This window comes from Pseudomonas sp. MCal1, from assembly GCF_026341415.1.
GTDB lineage: Bacteria > Pseudomonadota > Gammaproteobacteria > Pseudomonadales > Pseudomonadaceae > Aquipseudomonas.
In genome coordinates this window covers 215,358-229,840 of sequence record NZ_JAKUMP010000008.1, presented here as the reverse complement: position 1 = coordinate 229,840, position 14,483 = coordinate 215,358, and the positions used below count along the sequence as shown (strand labels likewise).

At 57.9% G+C, this 14,483-nt stretch carries 16 protein-coding genes and 1 pseudogene; 9 read left to right on the top strand and 8 right to left on the bottom strand.

Going from position 1 to position 14,483, the window contains the following annotated elements:
- Positions 1–9 precede the first annotated feature (9 nt).
- A complete protein-coding gene (locus MKZ87_RS15450) occupies positions 10–795 on the bottom strand; it encodes a DeoR/GlpR family DNA-binding transcription regulator (protein WP_266201255.1) in 786 nt (261 codons plus the stop codon).
- A gap of 273 nt (positions 796–1,068) precedes the next feature.
- Positions 1,069–1,584 (bottom strand): transporter suffix domain-containing protein, encoded by a 516-nt coding sequence (locus MKZ87_RS15445; protein ID WP_085698766.1) that lies wholly within the window; start codon positions 1,582–1,584, stop codon positions 1,069–1,071.
- Between the two features lie 131 nt (positions 1,585–1,715).
- On the opposite strand from MKZ87_RS15445, the gene MKZ87_RS15440 reads away from it, so the two are divergent.
- From MKZ87_RS15440 to MKZ87_RS15430, 3 genes are read left to right on the top strand one after another with little or no spacing between them, the layout of a single operon-like run.
- Positions 1,716–3,269, top strand: coding sequence for an efflux transporter outer membrane subunit (locus MKZ87_RS15440; RefSeq protein ID WP_266201254.1), 1,554 nt, complete (start codon positions 1,716–1,718; stop codon positions 3,267–3,269).
- Positions 3,262–4,359: an HlyD family secretion protein gene (locus MKZ87_RS15435; protein WP_266201253.1), complete on the top strand. Its 1,098-nt coding sequence runs from the start codon at positions 3,262–3,264 to the stop codon at positions 4,357–4,359. The genes MKZ87_RS15440 and MKZ87_RS15435 overlap by 8 nt, the downstream gene beginning before the upstream one ends.
- Positions 4,349–5,374, top strand: coding sequence for a DUF2955 domain-containing protein (locus MKZ87_RS15430; RefSeq protein WP_266201252.1), 1,026 nt, complete (start codon positions 4,349–4,351; stop codon positions 5,372–5,374). Before MKZ87_RS15435 ends, MKZ87_RS15430 begins: the two co-directional genes overlap by 11 nt.
- 18 nt (positions 5,375–5,392) lie before the next feature.
- Here MKZ87_RS15430 and MKZ87_RS15425 read toward each other — a convergent pair whose 3' ends face one another.
- From MKZ87_RS15425 to MKZ87_RS15415, 3 genes are read right to left on the bottom strand one after another with little or no spacing between them, the layout of a single operon-like run.
- Positions 5,393–6,412 (bottom strand): AbrB family transcriptional regulator, encoded by a 1,020-nt coding sequence (locus MKZ87_RS15425; RefSeq protein ID WP_227235232.1) that lies wholly within the window; start codon positions 6,410–6,412, stop codon positions 5,393–5,395.
- Between the two features lie 28 nt (positions 6,413–6,440).
- Positions 6,441–6,863: an HD domain-containing protein gene (locus MKZ87_RS15420; protein WP_064382327.1), complete on the bottom strand. Its 423-nt coding sequence runs from the start codon at positions 6,861–6,863 to the stop codon at positions 6,441–6,443.
- 15 nt (positions 6,864–6,878) lie between these two features.
- Positions 6,879–7,268 carry a hypothetical protein gene (locus MKZ87_RS15415; protein ID WP_227235231.1) on the bottom strand — a complete coding sequence of 130 codons (390 nt, stop codon included), beginning with the start codon at positions 7,266–7,268 and terminating at the stop codon, positions 6,879–6,881.
- Positions 7,269–7,435: 167 nt separating this feature from the next.
- Between MKZ87_RS15415 and MKZ87_RS15410 the strand changes: the two are divergent.
- From MKZ87_RS15410 to MKZ87_RS15395, 4 genes and pseudogenes are all read left to right on the top strand, one after another.
- Positions 7,436–7,965, top strand: a pseudogene (locus MKZ87_RS15410) (PAAR domain-containing protein).
- On the top strand, positions 7,962–8,855 hold the full coding sequence (locus tag MKZ87_RS15405; protein ID WP_227235229.1) for a glycine zipper family protein: 894 nt from the start codon (positions 7,962–7,964) through the stop codon (positions 8,853–8,855). Before MKZ87_RS15410 ends, MKZ87_RS15405 begins: the two are co-directional and overlap by 4 nt.
- Before the next feature lie 7 nt (positions 8,856–8,862).
- A complete protein-coding gene (locus tag MKZ87_RS15400; RefSeq protein ID WP_234204853.1) occupies positions 8,863–9,483 on the top strand; it encodes a hypothetical protein in 621 nt (206 codons plus the stop codon).
- Between the two features lie 125 nt (positions 9,484–9,608).
- On the top strand, positions 9,609–10,040 hold the full coding sequence (locus tag MKZ87_RS15395) for a hypothetical protein (protein ID WP_227235227.1): 432 nt from the start codon (positions 9,609–9,611) through the stop codon (positions 10,038–10,040).
- A gap of 66 nt (positions 10,041–10,106) precedes the next feature.
- Here MKZ87_RS15395 and MKZ87_RS15390 read toward each other — a convergent pair whose 3' ends face one another.
- Positions 10,107–10,520 carry a hypothetical protein gene (locus MKZ87_RS15390; RefSeq protein WP_227235225.1) on the bottom strand — a complete coding sequence of 138 codons (414 nt, stop codon included), beginning with the start codon at positions 10,518–10,520 and terminating at the stop codon, positions 10,107–10,109.
- A 593-nt stretch (positions 10,521–11,113) separates the two neighbouring features.
- Here MKZ87_RS15390 and MKZ87_RS15385 point away from each other — a divergent pair.
- Together MKZ87_RS15385 and MKZ87_RS15380 are read left to right on the top strand one after the other, a co-directional pair.
- Positions 11,114–11,398 carry a fructose-bisphosphate aldolase gene (locus tag MKZ87_RS15385; RefSeq protein ID WP_227235224.1) on the top strand — a complete coding sequence of 95 codons (285 nt, stop codon included), beginning with the start codon at positions 11,114–11,116 and terminating at the stop codon, positions 11,396–11,398.
- 104 nt (positions 11,399–11,502) lie between these two features.
- Positions 11,503–12,213 (top strand): hypothetical protein, encoded by a 711-nt coding sequence (locus MKZ87_RS15380; RefSeq protein WP_227235223.1) that lies wholly within the window; start codon positions 11,503–11,505, stop codon positions 12,211–12,213.
- 73 nt (positions 12,214–12,286) lie between these two features.
- On the opposite strand, the gene MKZ87_RS15375 is transcribed toward MKZ87_RS15380, so the two are convergent.
- Together MKZ87_RS15375 and MKZ87_RS15370 are read right to left on the bottom strand one after the other, a co-directional pair.
- Complete coding sequence (locus MKZ87_RS15375) at positions 12,287–12,835, bottom strand: cupin domain-containing protein (RefSeq protein WP_011333561.1); 549 nt, start codon at positions 12,833–12,835, stop codon at positions 12,287–12,289.
- A gap of 359 nt (positions 12,836–13,194) precedes the next feature.
- Positions 13,195–14,478 (bottom strand): NAD(P)/FAD-dependent oxidoreductase, encoded by a 1,284-nt coding sequence (locus MKZ87_RS15370; RefSeq protein WP_085698738.1) that lies wholly within the window; start codon positions 14,476–14,478, stop codon positions 13,195–13,197.
- Positions 14,479–14,483 lie beyond the last annotated feature (5 nt).

The following is a 14,483-nucleotide window of genomic DNA, read 5'->3' as shown; positions in this document are numbered from 1 at the left end:
CGCAAAACCTCAGTCAGGCAACTGCTCAACCTCAATCCCCAACCGCTGATAATCCTCGACACTTCCTGACGCCACATGCCGCTCGGTGATCAGCGTATGCAAGCGCTCGCACGGCGCCACCACAAACGGTTCCACCGCGCCGAACTTGTCCGCCGTGGTCACGGCAATCACCCGCGCCGCACAGTCCAGCAGCGCCTGCTTGACCGGCACTTCATCGAAATGCAGCGAGGTGATGCCCACCTCCGGATGAATCGCGCAGACCCCGGTGATTGCCAGATCCGCCTTGATCCCCGACAGCAGCCGCAGCGCCTCATGACCACCGGCGGACATGGTTTTCGGATTCAACTGCCCGCCCGCCAGAATCACCTTGATGCCCGGATATTCGGACAACGCAATCGCCGTCATCGGCGATGCCGTGACCGCCGTAAGGTTGATATCCCTGGGCAACGAGCGCGCCACCTGCAACGCAGTGGAACCGGAGTCGAACACCACCGTTTGCCCGTTCCTGATCTGCTGTGCCGCCAATTGCGCCAGACGAATCTTCACCTCGTCGATCTCGTCCAGCCGGGTGAAGTAATCCTTGCCGGTGTCCTTGGGCCTCGGCAGCGCGCCGCCGTGCACCCGCTGCACCAGCCCGGCACTGTCCAGCTCGGCCAGATCACGGCGGATGGTGTCTTCCGACACCGCAAAATGCTGGCTCAACTCGGACGCCATGACCTTGCCGTCACGTTCGAGGATCAGGAGGATTTTCTGTCGGCGCAGGGAAGGAAGCTCGGAAGCGGAATGATCGTGCATGGTTTTGCCTGTTTGTGCTTGTCATTGCAGGTTTTTGCGAGTTTAGCCAAGCAAACAGGCAAACACAACGCCGGTATCAATGGCTTCGATCATTGGAATCACGAAGCCGAATTTTTTCTTTTGACCCGCCCCCGGCAGAATGGCCGCACTTTCAAAAGGACCAGGATGAACACCCCATGAACCTCAATTTCGCTTTTGCCTGCATGGTCGTCGTATCGTTTGCCATTGCGCTTGGGCATGCCTGATCGAAGGCGATTGCTGAAAAGTGCACTTTTATTCCGTAAACACCCGTGCCTTGCGCACGAACAACGCGTGCACCTTGTCCCAGAAATTGCCGCCCAGCACGAAAAAGCTGCCGACAAACATCAAGTCGCCCAGCGCCTGCATCTGCCAGAGGTTGGGCCGCACGCCTGGAAAGAAGTTGTCGAAATACGGTTCCAGGAAAGACGACAGCAGCGGCAGGCAGAACATCACCACGCCGATCTTGTGGCGCATCGGGCTGACTTCGGCCACCGGGGTCGGAATCACGCCGGAGATATAGCGGCCAATCGTGCGCTTGAGCTCGGCGAACCCGGCCTTGCCCATCACCGCAATCACCAGCAGCAACAGCACTTTATTGCTGATGAACAACACCCCGGTCAGCGCCGCGACTTTCGAGCCCGGTACATCGAGGGCGGCGGCAAGCGGCACCATCAACCACGAACCGAGCATCAGGCAGAGGATTGCCACGCCGACCTTGAAACGCCAATTGGCGCTGGCGGGGGCAAGCGGTTCTTGAGCAGTGTCCATGGTGTTTCCTACCTTTTCATCGGGGGCGGTTCAGTGAAGTTCGCCTGAAAAAGCGTAGCAGCTGATTGCTTCGATCAACCTGCAATCTGCGGTCTATGCTCCAGTGACAATTCCCGTTGGGGCCACCCGGTATGCCTGCAACGCCAGCCCTGCTGATCCGTCCCGGCCACCTGTTGCTGCTCGGTGCGCTGAGCCTTGGTGGCTGCCTGCGGCTGGGCCCGGATTTCCAGCCACCGGCCCAGGCCTGGAGCAAGCAGTGGCAAAGTCCGGCGCTGGAACAGGCCAGCGAACGCGGGGCGGTACCGGACCTGCGTCAGTGGTGGCAGGTGTTTGCCGATCCGGTGCTCGACCGCTTGATCAGTGACGCCGAAGCCCGCAACAGCAGCCTGAAGATCGCCGGTCTGCGGGTGCTCGAAGCCCGCGCGCAACTGGGCATCGCCAACAGCGGTCGCTACCCGCAATTGCAACAGGCAAGCGCCGACAGCCTGTACATCGACCGCCACCAATCCGGTGGCAACAATCCGCAGGACTTGCACTTCTGGCAGCACAGCGCCGCATTCGATGTCGGCTGGGAACTGGATTTCTGGGGCCGTTTCAGCCGCGCCATCGAGTCCGCCGACGCCAGCTACTTCGCCGCCCAGGCCAACTACGAAGACGCCCTCGTTCTGTTACGCGCTCAGGTGGCCGACACCTACTTTGCCCTGCGCACCACCGAAGCCCGGCTGCGAGTCGCCCGAGAAAACGCCGCCCAGCAAAAGCGCAATTTCGAAATCACCGAAAAACTCTTTCGCAGCGGCCAGACCGCCGAACTCGACCTGCAACAAGCCAGAACCCAATACCTCGGCACCCTGAGCAGCATTCCGGCGTTCGAAGACCAGTTGCTGCGCACCCGTAATGCGTTGGCGGTGCTGGTCGGCCAGCCGCCCGGTGGCGCGGCGTTTCTGGCGGAACAATCGGGGCTGATTCCGCTGGTGGATCGCGCCGTGCTGCAGGATGTCCCGGCCAACCTGCTGCTGCGCCGTCCCGATGTGCGTGCGGCAGAGCTGAACGTTGCCGCGCAATCGGCGCTGGTCGGCGTAGCTGAAACCGATCTGTATCCGTCGCTGACGCTGCTCGGCAGCATCGTCTGGTCCAGCGACACCCTCGGCGCCACCCCGCGCAGCCTCGACCTGATCGGTGGCCCGAGCCTGCGCTGGAACCTGTTCGACTACGGTCGCATCCACAACAACATCCGCGTGCAGGATGCGCGCTTGCAGCAACTGATCGAAGCCTATCGCGACAAGGTCCGCCAGGCTGCCCGTGAAGCCGACGATGCCGCCAGCGGCCTGACCAAAGCGCTGGAACGCGAGCGCATTCTCGGCGAGGCCGAACGTGCGGCGCGACGTTCGCTGGTGCTGGCCAACACCCAATATCGTGAAGGTTATTCGGACTTTCAGCGGGTGCTCGACGCCCAACGTGCGTTGCTGGAGCTACAGGACAACTATCTGGTCAGCCGCAGCAACGCCGTGAGCAACCTGATCGCCCTGTACCGCGCCGTCGGCGGCGGCTGGCAAAGCGCCGGGCCGCAGATCGATCCAGCGACCCGCCAGCAAATGCAGCAACGCACCGACTGGGGGGATCTGCTGAGCGCCCCGCCGCCCCCACCGACCTATCCGATTCCCTCGCAGGTAGACCGCCATGAGTGATGAAGCGCCGCCGGATCCGGCGAAAAAAGGCATCCGCTGGGTGCTGCTGGTGATTGTGCTGAGCCTGGTCTGGTATCTGCTGGCCGACCGCTTTACGCCGTATACCCAGCAGGCACGGGTGGGCGCATTCGTGATCCCGGTGGCGGCGGAAGTCGCGGGCCGGGTGATCAAGGTCAACGTGCGCAACAATCAGGACGTGCAGGCCGGCGACATCCTCTTCGAGCTCGATCCGCAGCCGCTGCAAATCGCCGTCGACCGGGCCCGCGCCGATCTGGAAAACACCCGTCGCACGGTCGGCGCCAGCACCGCCGGCATCGCGTCGGCCCAGGCGTCATTACGTGCGGCCCAGGCCAACGAGCTCAAGGCGCGCCAGGACAATCGACGGCTGGAAGGCTTGTATAAAGAAGATCCGGGCACGGTGTCCGTAAGGCTTCTGGAAGTGTCCCGGGCCAACCACGAAGCGGCGCTCAGCCAGGTTGCCGCCGCCCGGGCCGAAGTGCTGCGCGCGCAGGAGCAGGAAGGCGGCAACAGCGACACCAACGCCAAACTGCTCAGCGCCGCCGCCACACTGGCCAAGGCCGAACTGGATCTGGCCAACACCCGCATCCGCGCGCGCTCGGCGGGTCTGATCACCGACCTGCGCACCGATGTCGGCCAGTTTGCCGCTGCCGGCAGCCCGGTGATGACGCTGATCACGATCCAGGATGTGTGGGTCAGCGCCGACCTCACCGAAAACAACCTTGGCCGGATCAAGCCCGGCACGCCGGTGTCGATCATCCTCGACGCCTTGCCCGGCGAAGTGCTCGACGGCCGGGTACGCAGCGTCGGTTATGGCGTCAGCGTCGGCCAGACGCCGCCGCCCGGCACGCTGCCGACGATCCAGAACAGCCGCGACTGGCTGCGTCCGGCCCAGCGCTTTCCGGTGATCATCGAGTTCAGCGAAGAGGCGAAAAAGCGCCTGTTCGAGAGCCGTTCGATTCGCGCCGGCGGGCAGGCTGAAGTCATGGCGTTTCCCAGCGAAGGCAATCTGCTCAATCCGCTGGGCCGGGTGTTTGTCTGGCTGATGAGCTGGCTGTCGTATGCCTATTGAGCGCAGCGTCCCGGCGCAACGGGCCTTGCGCCTGGCTTGCGGCACGGCGTTGTGCACCGCCGCGAGTTACGGGCTCGCCTTGCCGTTGTCGTTTCTGTCGCCGGTGCTCGCGGTGTTGCTGCTGGCCAGCATGCCTCGACCGTTGCCGGTGAAAATGGCGCTGGTGCTGACTTTGGTCGCCGCATTCACCACCAGTCTCGGCCTGTTGCTGGTGCCGTTGCTGCGTTATTACCCGGTGTGCGGCGTGCTGCTGATCGGTGTCGGGCTGTTTCTGGTGTTCACTTACGGTTTGCGCGGCGGCAACGTGCTGATCATGACGTTTCTGGTGATCGGCATGACCATGATTTCCGCCGCAGGCTTCGCCTCATTCGAGCTGGCGATGGCGGTGATCGGCGCGCTGGTCAAAGGCCTGTTGCTGGCCGTCGTCATCGTCGGCCTGAGCCACGTCCTGTTCCCGGAACCGGCCAACAGCCCCGCGCCACCACCCGCTCCCGCCCTGCCCGCCGAAGACGTGCCCCGCGTAGCGATGCGCGCGACATTGATCGTGTTGCCGACCTTCCTGCTGGTGCTGATCGACCCCGCCAGCTACCTGCCGATCATCCTCAAAGCCGTCAGCCTCGGCCAGCAAAGCACCACCACCCGCACCCACCACGCCGGGCGCGAACTGCTCGGCTCGACCTTGCTCGGCGGGCTGCTGGCGGTGCTGTTCTGGTGCGCGTTGAGCCTGTTCGTGCACCTGTGGATGTTCTTTCTGTGGATGCTGCTGTTCGGGCTGCTTGTAGCGCGCAAACTCTATCGGCTGCACTCGACGCAACTGACGCCGGGGTTCTGGCTCAATACTTTGATCACCATGATCATCCTGCTCGGGCAATCGGTGGAGGACAGTGCCGTGGGCAAAGATGTTTACACCGCGTTTGCGGTGAGGATGGGGTTGTTCATTCTGGTGACGGTTTATGCCGGGGTGATGATGCATTTGCTGGTGGCAAACCGGGAGAGTCGTCAGGGTGTGACCTGACGACCGTGCGCGGAATCATCAAGCGTCTTCTCGCACCCGCCGTACCTGCACCAACAATGCCGGTGCAAAGTGCAGCACCACCATTCGCGCCAGATGATGAGTGAGGATAAACACCACGTTCAGCCCGCCGGCGAACGCAACAATCGCGATGGTTTCGATGGCCCCCGGCATGTAGGCGAGCCAAAGCGACAACGCATCGCTGCCCAGCAACCGCGCCGCCGCCAATGCAAAAATCGCCGCGACCAGAATCATCAAACCGACCGACACCAGCGCCGTGCGGCCATGACGTCCCAGTTCCGCGAGGCCCAATCCCTGAAAACGGGAGCCGATCCGCGCACCGAGAATCAGCGCCGCTAGATTCAAACTCCAGTCCGGCATGTGAAAGCCCTGCAGCCACCCTGATTTCACAAACACGGCGGTGATGATGATTGCCGTCAGCATGAACGGCGCCGGCACACCGACGGCGAGCAGCAAGCGCCCGACCACCAAGCTCAAACCGATCACCGACAGCACGGTCAACGCCATGCCCGTCGACAGCGGCGGGACCTCGGTCACGTCAACCGGCGCCGATCCGGGAATCAGCAAACTCACCAGCACCGTGATCAGCAGCAGGCGCATCAAGTGCACGATGATCACCTTGCTCGATGCCTGATGCGATTCCAGCAAATCGAACACCGCCGCCAACGCGCCCGGATATACCGCCAGCAGCGCGTCCGTGCGATTCCATCCTGCGCCGCGCGACAGCCACAGCGCGGAAAGCGCGACTTGCACCGCCAGACACAACAGCAACACGCCAAGGCTCGGCAACATCGTCGAAACAGTCGCGCTGTCCCATGCATCGAACATCAACCCGGTGGCAATCCCCAGCGTGACCTGAATGTAACCCAGGCCGTAGGGAGTTTTAGGTGCGAAGCCGAATTTGGTAACGACAAGTGCAGTGACAAGAATCGAGCCCAACAGCAAACCGTGGGGCACGCCTTCGAACTGCAACAGAGCGCCGAAGCCGGCAGCAATCAACAAACACAGAATGGATTTCATGGTCGCCTTCCTGGCTATTCAATTTGAGTCAGGCGCGCAGCCGTCCAATCGCCCGCCGATATTTTTCGATCCGCTCCAGATCCTCCCAACTCGGCGAGGCAATCCGCGACAGGTCGCTGTTCTCTTCCAGATCCGCCAGTTTCACCACCCGCCCGATCGGGTTCTGCGCCGCACGTTCGACAAAGTCCTCATAGGATTCACCGGGCACTTTGGTCACCGATTCGATGGCGGACAAAACGGCTTCGCTAAAACCTTCCTTGCGCAAATCCTCCAGACTGATGCCGCAATCCTCGACCACATCGTGCAGCACCGCGACGATGCGTTCTTCCAGGCTACTCATGCGCAACATGACTTTCAGCGGATGCAAAATGTACGGCGCACCGCCCTTGTCTACCTGCCCCGCGTGGGCTGTGGCAGCAATGGCGATGGCGCGTTCCAGAGTCTGGGTCATGGGTGTTTCCTCGGGTCAGACGCCGTACCGGCCGCCAATATAGAAGTGACGCTTGAACCAGCGCCCAATCGCCTGCAAACGCCCGGATGGCTGCGCCGGCTCGGCGTAGCGCTGGAGGATCAGCGAGACCAGATCAGCCTGACCCTCCCCCGGGTGCGCATCCAGCAACTCGGCCACCCAGGCGCAATTGGCCTTATTCAAATGCTCGCGCCACTCCCCGGGCCAGCCATCCAGCTCATCCAGCGCCAGCCACCGCGCACCGCCCTGCTCGACATGCCCGCCGCCAATCGATTGCTCGAAACAGAACGGCGTCGCCGGGCGCGACAGGTCGATGCTGAAGATGTAGATGTCCTGGGTTTTGTGCTGCGGCGTGGGGGCGTTGTTGCGGCTGCCGATCTGAATCATGCGCGGATCCGTCCGTGGGAGAGGCGTTACAACTTGTTTCGCAGTCTACGACGTGGTGTGGATGGGGGGAACCTTTGGTGATGAGATGTGGGGAACGAGTGAAATGGTCCAAACCACCTTCTTTTGTGTAACATTTCCAAAACAGCGTATTTACAAGGATGTTCACTGTGTCTGGAAAACCTGCTGCCCGAGTTACTGATCCAACTTCCTGTCCGCTACCTGGGCATGGCGTCAATCCTATCGCTGCTGGCTCCCCCGACGTTTTTTTTGATGGTCTACCCGCGGCCAGACAGAACGATCAGAGTGCCTGTGGCAGCCCCATCGTGGGAGACGTTGCGTCTAGCGTGCTCATCAACGGCATGCCTGCCGCAACTGTGGGAAGTGTCGGAGGCCACGGCAATAAAGTAATCGCCGGCTCATCAACTGTAATTATCGGAAATTCGCACACACCCGCAGAATTCATCCCCCGTCAGCCATGCCTCTCTGGGCCATGAAATTTGACGAAAAGTTTTGCATCGTCGGGAGTGACGGCCAGCCCCTCGCCAATGTGCCGTACCACATCAAAGACGAAGCAGGCAGGGTTTATACAGGCTTTTCTGATGAATCTGGTCACACACCTCGCATCTCAACTAGCAAGCAAGAAACCCTTGAAGTGACAACCGGTGTAGCCGCGCTTGAAAAATGGGAGGACGTATGACGGAGTTCTCTTGCAAAATACCAACAAACAAGCAGGCAAACTCCGTTAGCAATGTGCCCGGCTATTTGATGCCGGCCAATATTCATTTATTTGTTGTGGTAGATGAGATCGGCAAGGACGGATTCCTAGTCAGGAAAATTTACTCGTCGCCCGACAACCCTCACCTGATTGCAAAAAATCTTTCCGAACTTCAGATCAAAAACGAGATCTGGCCGGAAAAATACGGAATGCGTTCTGTTGCACCGGATTCTGGCGCCACAGTTGCCCAACATGTTTACAGTAGCCGAAAGTACCCCTCAGGCTATATTTCTACGAGCTCCGAATTCCCGAATGGCTCACCAAGATTTGAAGGAAAAACTGTCTACATTGATATTGAGAAAGCTAAAGCCGCAGGCGCAAAGCTAGTATCAACTGATGAAATTCTAAAAGCCCTTGAAGACTACAAAAAACACGCACCAAAAAACGTAGCAAAAATCGATGAAATTGCTGGCTGGGTAAAGAACATCGACAAAGAAGTTTTAGTTCAAGCAGATAAAGTCCCAGCGAAGGCGATTTTCACACCGACCTCCCACAAAGTCACAAACGCCTTTATAAAAGGCGCAAGAGTTGTGCGGGTGTTCGGGATTGCATTCACTGCATACGATCTGAAGATCGCGACTGAAGAGTCAATTAAACAAAACAGCATCAAGCCTATATCCGTTGAGGTTGTCAAACAGGCTGGTGGCTGGGGTGCGGCGATAGCCGGCGCCAGGATTGGCGTGGTGGTCGGAGCAGCAGTGGGAATCGAAACAGGCCCTGGCGCAGTTGTCAGCGGTGCTATCGGGGGCATTATATTTGGCACTGCCGGTTATTTAGGTGCTACTTGGCTAACTGAATATATGCAAGAGTGAGAGCAGCATGAGTTTTATCAAAAAAATAATTACACTGCTGAAGCCAGAACCTAGACAAGAGCAAATTGCCGGGTACAGCAAGCAGGAGCTTGAAAGCTTATTCTCTCGGCCTTTAGCTCATACCAACCTACCCGTTCAGCCTCCCACTACCTCATTGGAAAGCGCCGATATCTGCGCATTTTTTTCGCAGTTCCTTATCGAACCTAAAGATTTAGTTGAATTCGAAGCACTCGTTGAATCTCACTTCAGAAAAAATACTGAAAGAACCTTCAATGATCTTCCGGTATTTGAATACGAAAACGCTTTGAGCGGAGACCGACTGATATTCTTCGCATCTACTAGAGAATTCAACTCCGTCACTATTCGTTTGATAACGAACAGCCTTCACTTTCTAACGATGCTTAACCGCAAAAAATTCGCGGTTCCTCCGCCATGGTTTGCGTTCGAAGGCTACAAGCCTTCTTGGTGGGGAGGCAGCATGCAAGGTGCTCAAGAATATTACGACCACAACTATTTTTTCAGTTTTTTCACTCAATTGAGTGACGTCGAAAAGCAATCTTATTATTCGAGGTTTCGCGCAACTGATGAATGGATCGAAAGATTAGAGTTAATGTACGACACCGAGTGAGTTGAACAGGAGCATCTTCGCGTACTCTCACCGGAATGGTTGATGGAACCTTCCGAGACGACCCAACCTCGAAACCATAAGCGCCCCGCACACGATCACACACGGCGCCATGGGAGAGTTCCAAGATGAACATCCGACTGTTGCTCCTGATCGCCACTTTCAGCGTCATCCCCACCTGCGTCATGGCCGAGGGATGCGACGTCAAGACCCGCTCCTCCAGCCCCTCGGTGCCCGCCGTCGAGACGCACAGCTGCTACGAATACGAAGGCATGCCGGTCAACGCCATCGACTGGTCATGCAGCAACGAAAGCAAGGACATGCTCAACAGCAGCAAAAACAAGGTCGAACACTGCGCCGACCACTATCAGGCCTCGTGTATCGCCACCCTCACCCAGGAATCCCTGGCCAACCCGCACTCCACCAGTAAGGATCAAAACGCCAAGGCCCTGAACATTCCGGACACCGCGCAAGTGACCACGTATTACTACGACGTGGAGCATCTGGCGCAGGCGCGGATTGATTGCGAGAACGGGGGTGGGCATTGGAAGGCGAAATAGCGGCGTTAAGCGCATGAAAAAAGGACACCGATGGGTGTCCCTTTTTGGTTTCAATGGCGGGTGGATTCAGCTTTTCATGGCCTCACACTGACTGCGCAGATCATGATCGCCGATTGACGAACAACTACTGCCCTTCTTCGCTTCACAAAACGCCCGCTGGTCATGATCACCAATGCTTGAACACGAACTGCCCTTCTCCGCTTCGCAGGCCGCGCGCATGTCGTGATCGCCGATGGAGGAACAGCTGCTGCCCTTTTTGGCTTCGCAATAAGCGCGCTGGTCATGATCGCCAATACTTGAACACGAACTGCCTTTCTCCGCTTCGCAGGCCGAACGCAAGTCATGGTCGCCGATGGAAGAACAGCTGCTGCCTTCCTCCGTGGCCTGGCAATAACTGCGCTTGTCGTGATCACTGATACTGGAACAACTGGCGGAAACGTAACCGCTGAACAGCAACAACATTGCAAGAATCAATTTCATCTCACACTTCCTTGGGCTTGCCGGGAAACAGCCTGGCACTGGGTGACCCGTTCGATATCAGCGTTGCGACACGCCATCAAATTGACATCGGTTTTGAGGAAAGTTCCGGCGCAGGAATTGGTGCTGGATTTTGGGATCTGAAAACCGCGTAGGAAATGACCGCGCGTGGTGAGGGAGATTATTTCTTCTGGACTGAGAAGCTGCACCAAACTCGGCAGGTAATTTTTTCCAGATACATCGCAAGCCTTGATTTACGTCGGTTCCGCCGCCGAACTGAAGCCAAGTCTTTGGCCAAACGTAGTGGTTTCGCGTCCTACAGGCTGATTGCAGCGGTGGGGATCGGTGCCTAGAGTGGGTCTGTCGCTGAACGAATTTGGCGATAGGGTTTCGCAGCCCTAGCGAGCTAAGTCCACACCCGGCACAATGCGGCCCGGCTACTTGCCTGTGCTTCATTTTCATGGCGGTTGTGCGTGGGAGACCTTCGGGTCTGCCGGGTCTTAGCTCCTCGGTCTGCGAACCCACGCATAACTGCCACCCAACTCGTTTCGCAGCGAACGGCGGTAATTCATTTTCTGAGCTAAGGATTTTTACCCATGACAAGTAAGTCACCGTTGTGCAACTACGTCCCAATGTCCCACCCCGCCACCGATCATCCCGTCCTGTTCATCGATGCCGACGCTCCTCTACGCGACCTACGTGCTTGCGCCAGCGAACGCTTGAATGCAGTGCTCAAATACCTCGACCTCATGGCCTGCGTCCACCTTCCCGATCACGCCGAACAAGACATCAACACAGTCACCACTATCGCCAGAATCTTGGTTCAGGACGTGAGTGATGTATTTAGAGTGATTGAAAGACGCAGAGTAGCGATCACGTAATCAATCACGAAAGGCATCAATTAAATAGTTCAAAACCAAATTTCCCCGCACAGATTAAAACCCAATGTGCAGCCAACCAAAAAAACAATTCCAGTTCAAACATTATGAATACTATTTCCCTAAACCTGGCAACCTCCATACTGACTGCGATAGTCACAGCATCCCTAGGCGCCTATTACACCGCTTCAGAATCAGCGAAAGCCAACGAACGGTCAGATCGGCAACGGTTTGTAGATGGTGCTCAGCAAACTGCACAAGAAACGACACAACTTCTTATAAAAAGCTACGAGGAGCTTCAACGTTTTAATGAGGCTGCGAGAAAATCCGAGAAAGGCTGGGATGATTTCCTGGCCTCCGAGGATTTCGCAAAATTCTCGGCCTTTGAACAAGAATGGCACAAAAACCTTATAGCTCTTTACTTCAAAGTTAGTCGGTATTACGGAAAAGCCACAGCCCAACAACTTTTATTACTTGCAAATTTCAAACTTAACCCAACTGACGGCGAATCAAATGAGAATCCCGATCGAGAAAGCAGTTTGATGCTAGCCTGGGGTGAAGCCTTTAGAGCAAATGCGTCAACCGTTATGCTACAAGGGGAAGCAACCAAATTCTTCAACAACGAAAGCAGCGTATTTGATAATCTCGGTTCAGTCATGAAAGAAACTAACGAGGCAAAAACAAACTCACAGAGAGCGACTAAAATCTATGGGCAGTACATTATCAACTTTCTTGGAATACTCGACTTAAACCTGACGCAGCTAGGAGCTCTTGAAGTCAAAGTAGTCTCCTCTCCCTCCATCACAGTCGAAAAATAGAGTTCACAAGTGGACGGCGCTTCACCCGAGAAACGCCCTCCATTAAAAATACTGAATCGCCGGTTGCTGCACGCTAAAAATTCGCCGGCGTATTCGCACTAATAATCTCTGCCTCATCCGCCCCGATATTCCGGAACTTGTGCGGCAGCGTCGTCGGGAAGTAATACCCGTCCCCGGCACTCAACACGCTCACCTGCCCGTCCACCGTCAACTCGACCGTGCCGCGCGTCACCAATCCGCACTCCTCACCCTCAGCATGAACAATCGGCTCTTCCCCGGAACTGGCGCCCGGTGCGTATTGCTCGCGCAGCAAACGCATCTGGCGGCTGGGGACCGAGGCGCCGATCAGGAGCAGGCGCAGGCCGTGGCGGCCGAGGTCGGGTTGTTCGTTGGCGCGGAAGACGTATTGGTGTTCGCGGGGAGGCTGGTCGAAAGTGAAGAAGTCGGCCAGGGACATCGGGATGCCTTCGAGCAGCTTTTTCAGTGAGCTGACGGAAGGACTGACACGATTCTGTTCGATCAGGGAGATGGTGGCATTGGTCACGCCGCTACGCCGGGCCAGCTCGCGCTGGGAGAGTTTGTAGCTTTCGCGTACTAGTTTGAGTCGAGAACCCGTATCCATGACAGCCTTATGTGAGAACGACTTAAGGGTAATGGGGGTGGGTGGCGGGTGCCGCGCAAGGCGCGCGGATCACGTTGCTCCCGTGTCCCGGAACCGTGAAAGGCGGCTATTAAATCACGTTTGTCGGTGTTGCTCAGCAGGTTCGATGGACGGCACCTGAAAAGAGCCTGTTGATGGTAATTGCGGGTCAGGCACAAGACCTGTGGGAGCGAGCTTGCTCGCGATTGGGCGGCACATTCAACATCCCTTTTGCTGATAGACCGCTTTCGCGAGCAAGCTCGCTCCCACAGGGTTTGTGGTGTTGCTTGCCAAGTAAAAAACCGGCGGCGCCTGTGCGGGGCCACCGCCGGGGAGGTTAATCAGATGCCGAAACGGTCGCGCAGCGAGTAGTACACCGCGCCGAGGGCGGTCAGCGGCGCGGAGAAAGTGCGGCCGCCGATCATTGGCATGTGCGGAAGCGAAGCGAAAGCGTCGAAGCGTTCGGCGTCGCCGCGGATCATTTCCGAGATCAGTTTGCCGGCCAGGTGCGAGCAGGTGACGCCGTGACCGCTGTAGCCCTGCATGTAGTAGGCGTTTTTCTCGATGCGGCCGAATTGCGGCATGCGTGACATGGTCAGCAGGAAGTTGCCGGTCCAGCGGTAGTCGATTTTCACGTCCTTGAGCTGCGGGAAGGTCTTGAGCATTTTCGGGCGGATCAGGGTTTCGATGTCGTCCGGTTCACGGGCGCCGTACACCACACCGCCGCCGTAGAGCAGACGGTTGTCGGCAGTGAGACGGTAGTAGTCGAGCAGGTAGTTGCAGTCTTCGACGCAGTAGTTGTTGGTGATCAGGCTGCGGGCCTGTTTTTCGGTCAGCGGTTCGGTGACGCAGATCTGCGAGCCGCACGGCATGCTCTTGGCGGTCACGCGGTTGTCGAGGCCTTGCGGCAGGTAGGCGTTGCCGGCGATCAGCAGGTACTTGGCGCGGACCTGGCCTTTGGCGGTGCGCACGACGTTGGGCTCGCCGTATTTGATTTCCACCGCAGCGGACTGCTCGTAGATCTTGCCGCCCAGACGCACGATGGCGGCGGCTTCACCGAGGGCCAGGTTCAGCGGATGGATGTGGCCGCCCTGCATGTCCAGCAGACCGCCAACGTAGGCGTCGGAGCCGACTTCGCGGCGAATGTCCGCAGCGTCGAGCATCTTCAGGTTTTTATTGCCGTAACGTTCCCAGCTGCGTTTTTGTTCGGCGAGGCCTTTGAGTTGCTTGTTGTTCATCGCTGCGAAAATGCCGCCCGGGCGGTAGTCGCATTTGATGTCGTATTCCTTGATGCGCGAACGGATGATGTCGGCGCCTTCGAAGATCATGCTGCCGAGGATTTCCGCGGTCTTGTCGCCGTAGCGCTCTTCAATCACGTCGACGTCGCGGCTGTAGGAGTTGACCAGTTGGCCGCCGTTGCGACCGCTGGCGCCGTAGCCGACTTTCGCCGCTTCCAGCACCGTCACTTTATAGCCGGCTTCGCTCAGGAACAGCGCCGAGGACAGGCCGGTGTAGCCGGCGCCGATGATGCACACATCGCAGTCCACCGACTCTTCAAGCGTCGGAAAATCGATCACTTCGTTGCGGGTGGCGGCGTAGTAGCTGTTCACGTGTTGCTGTTTCATTTTTT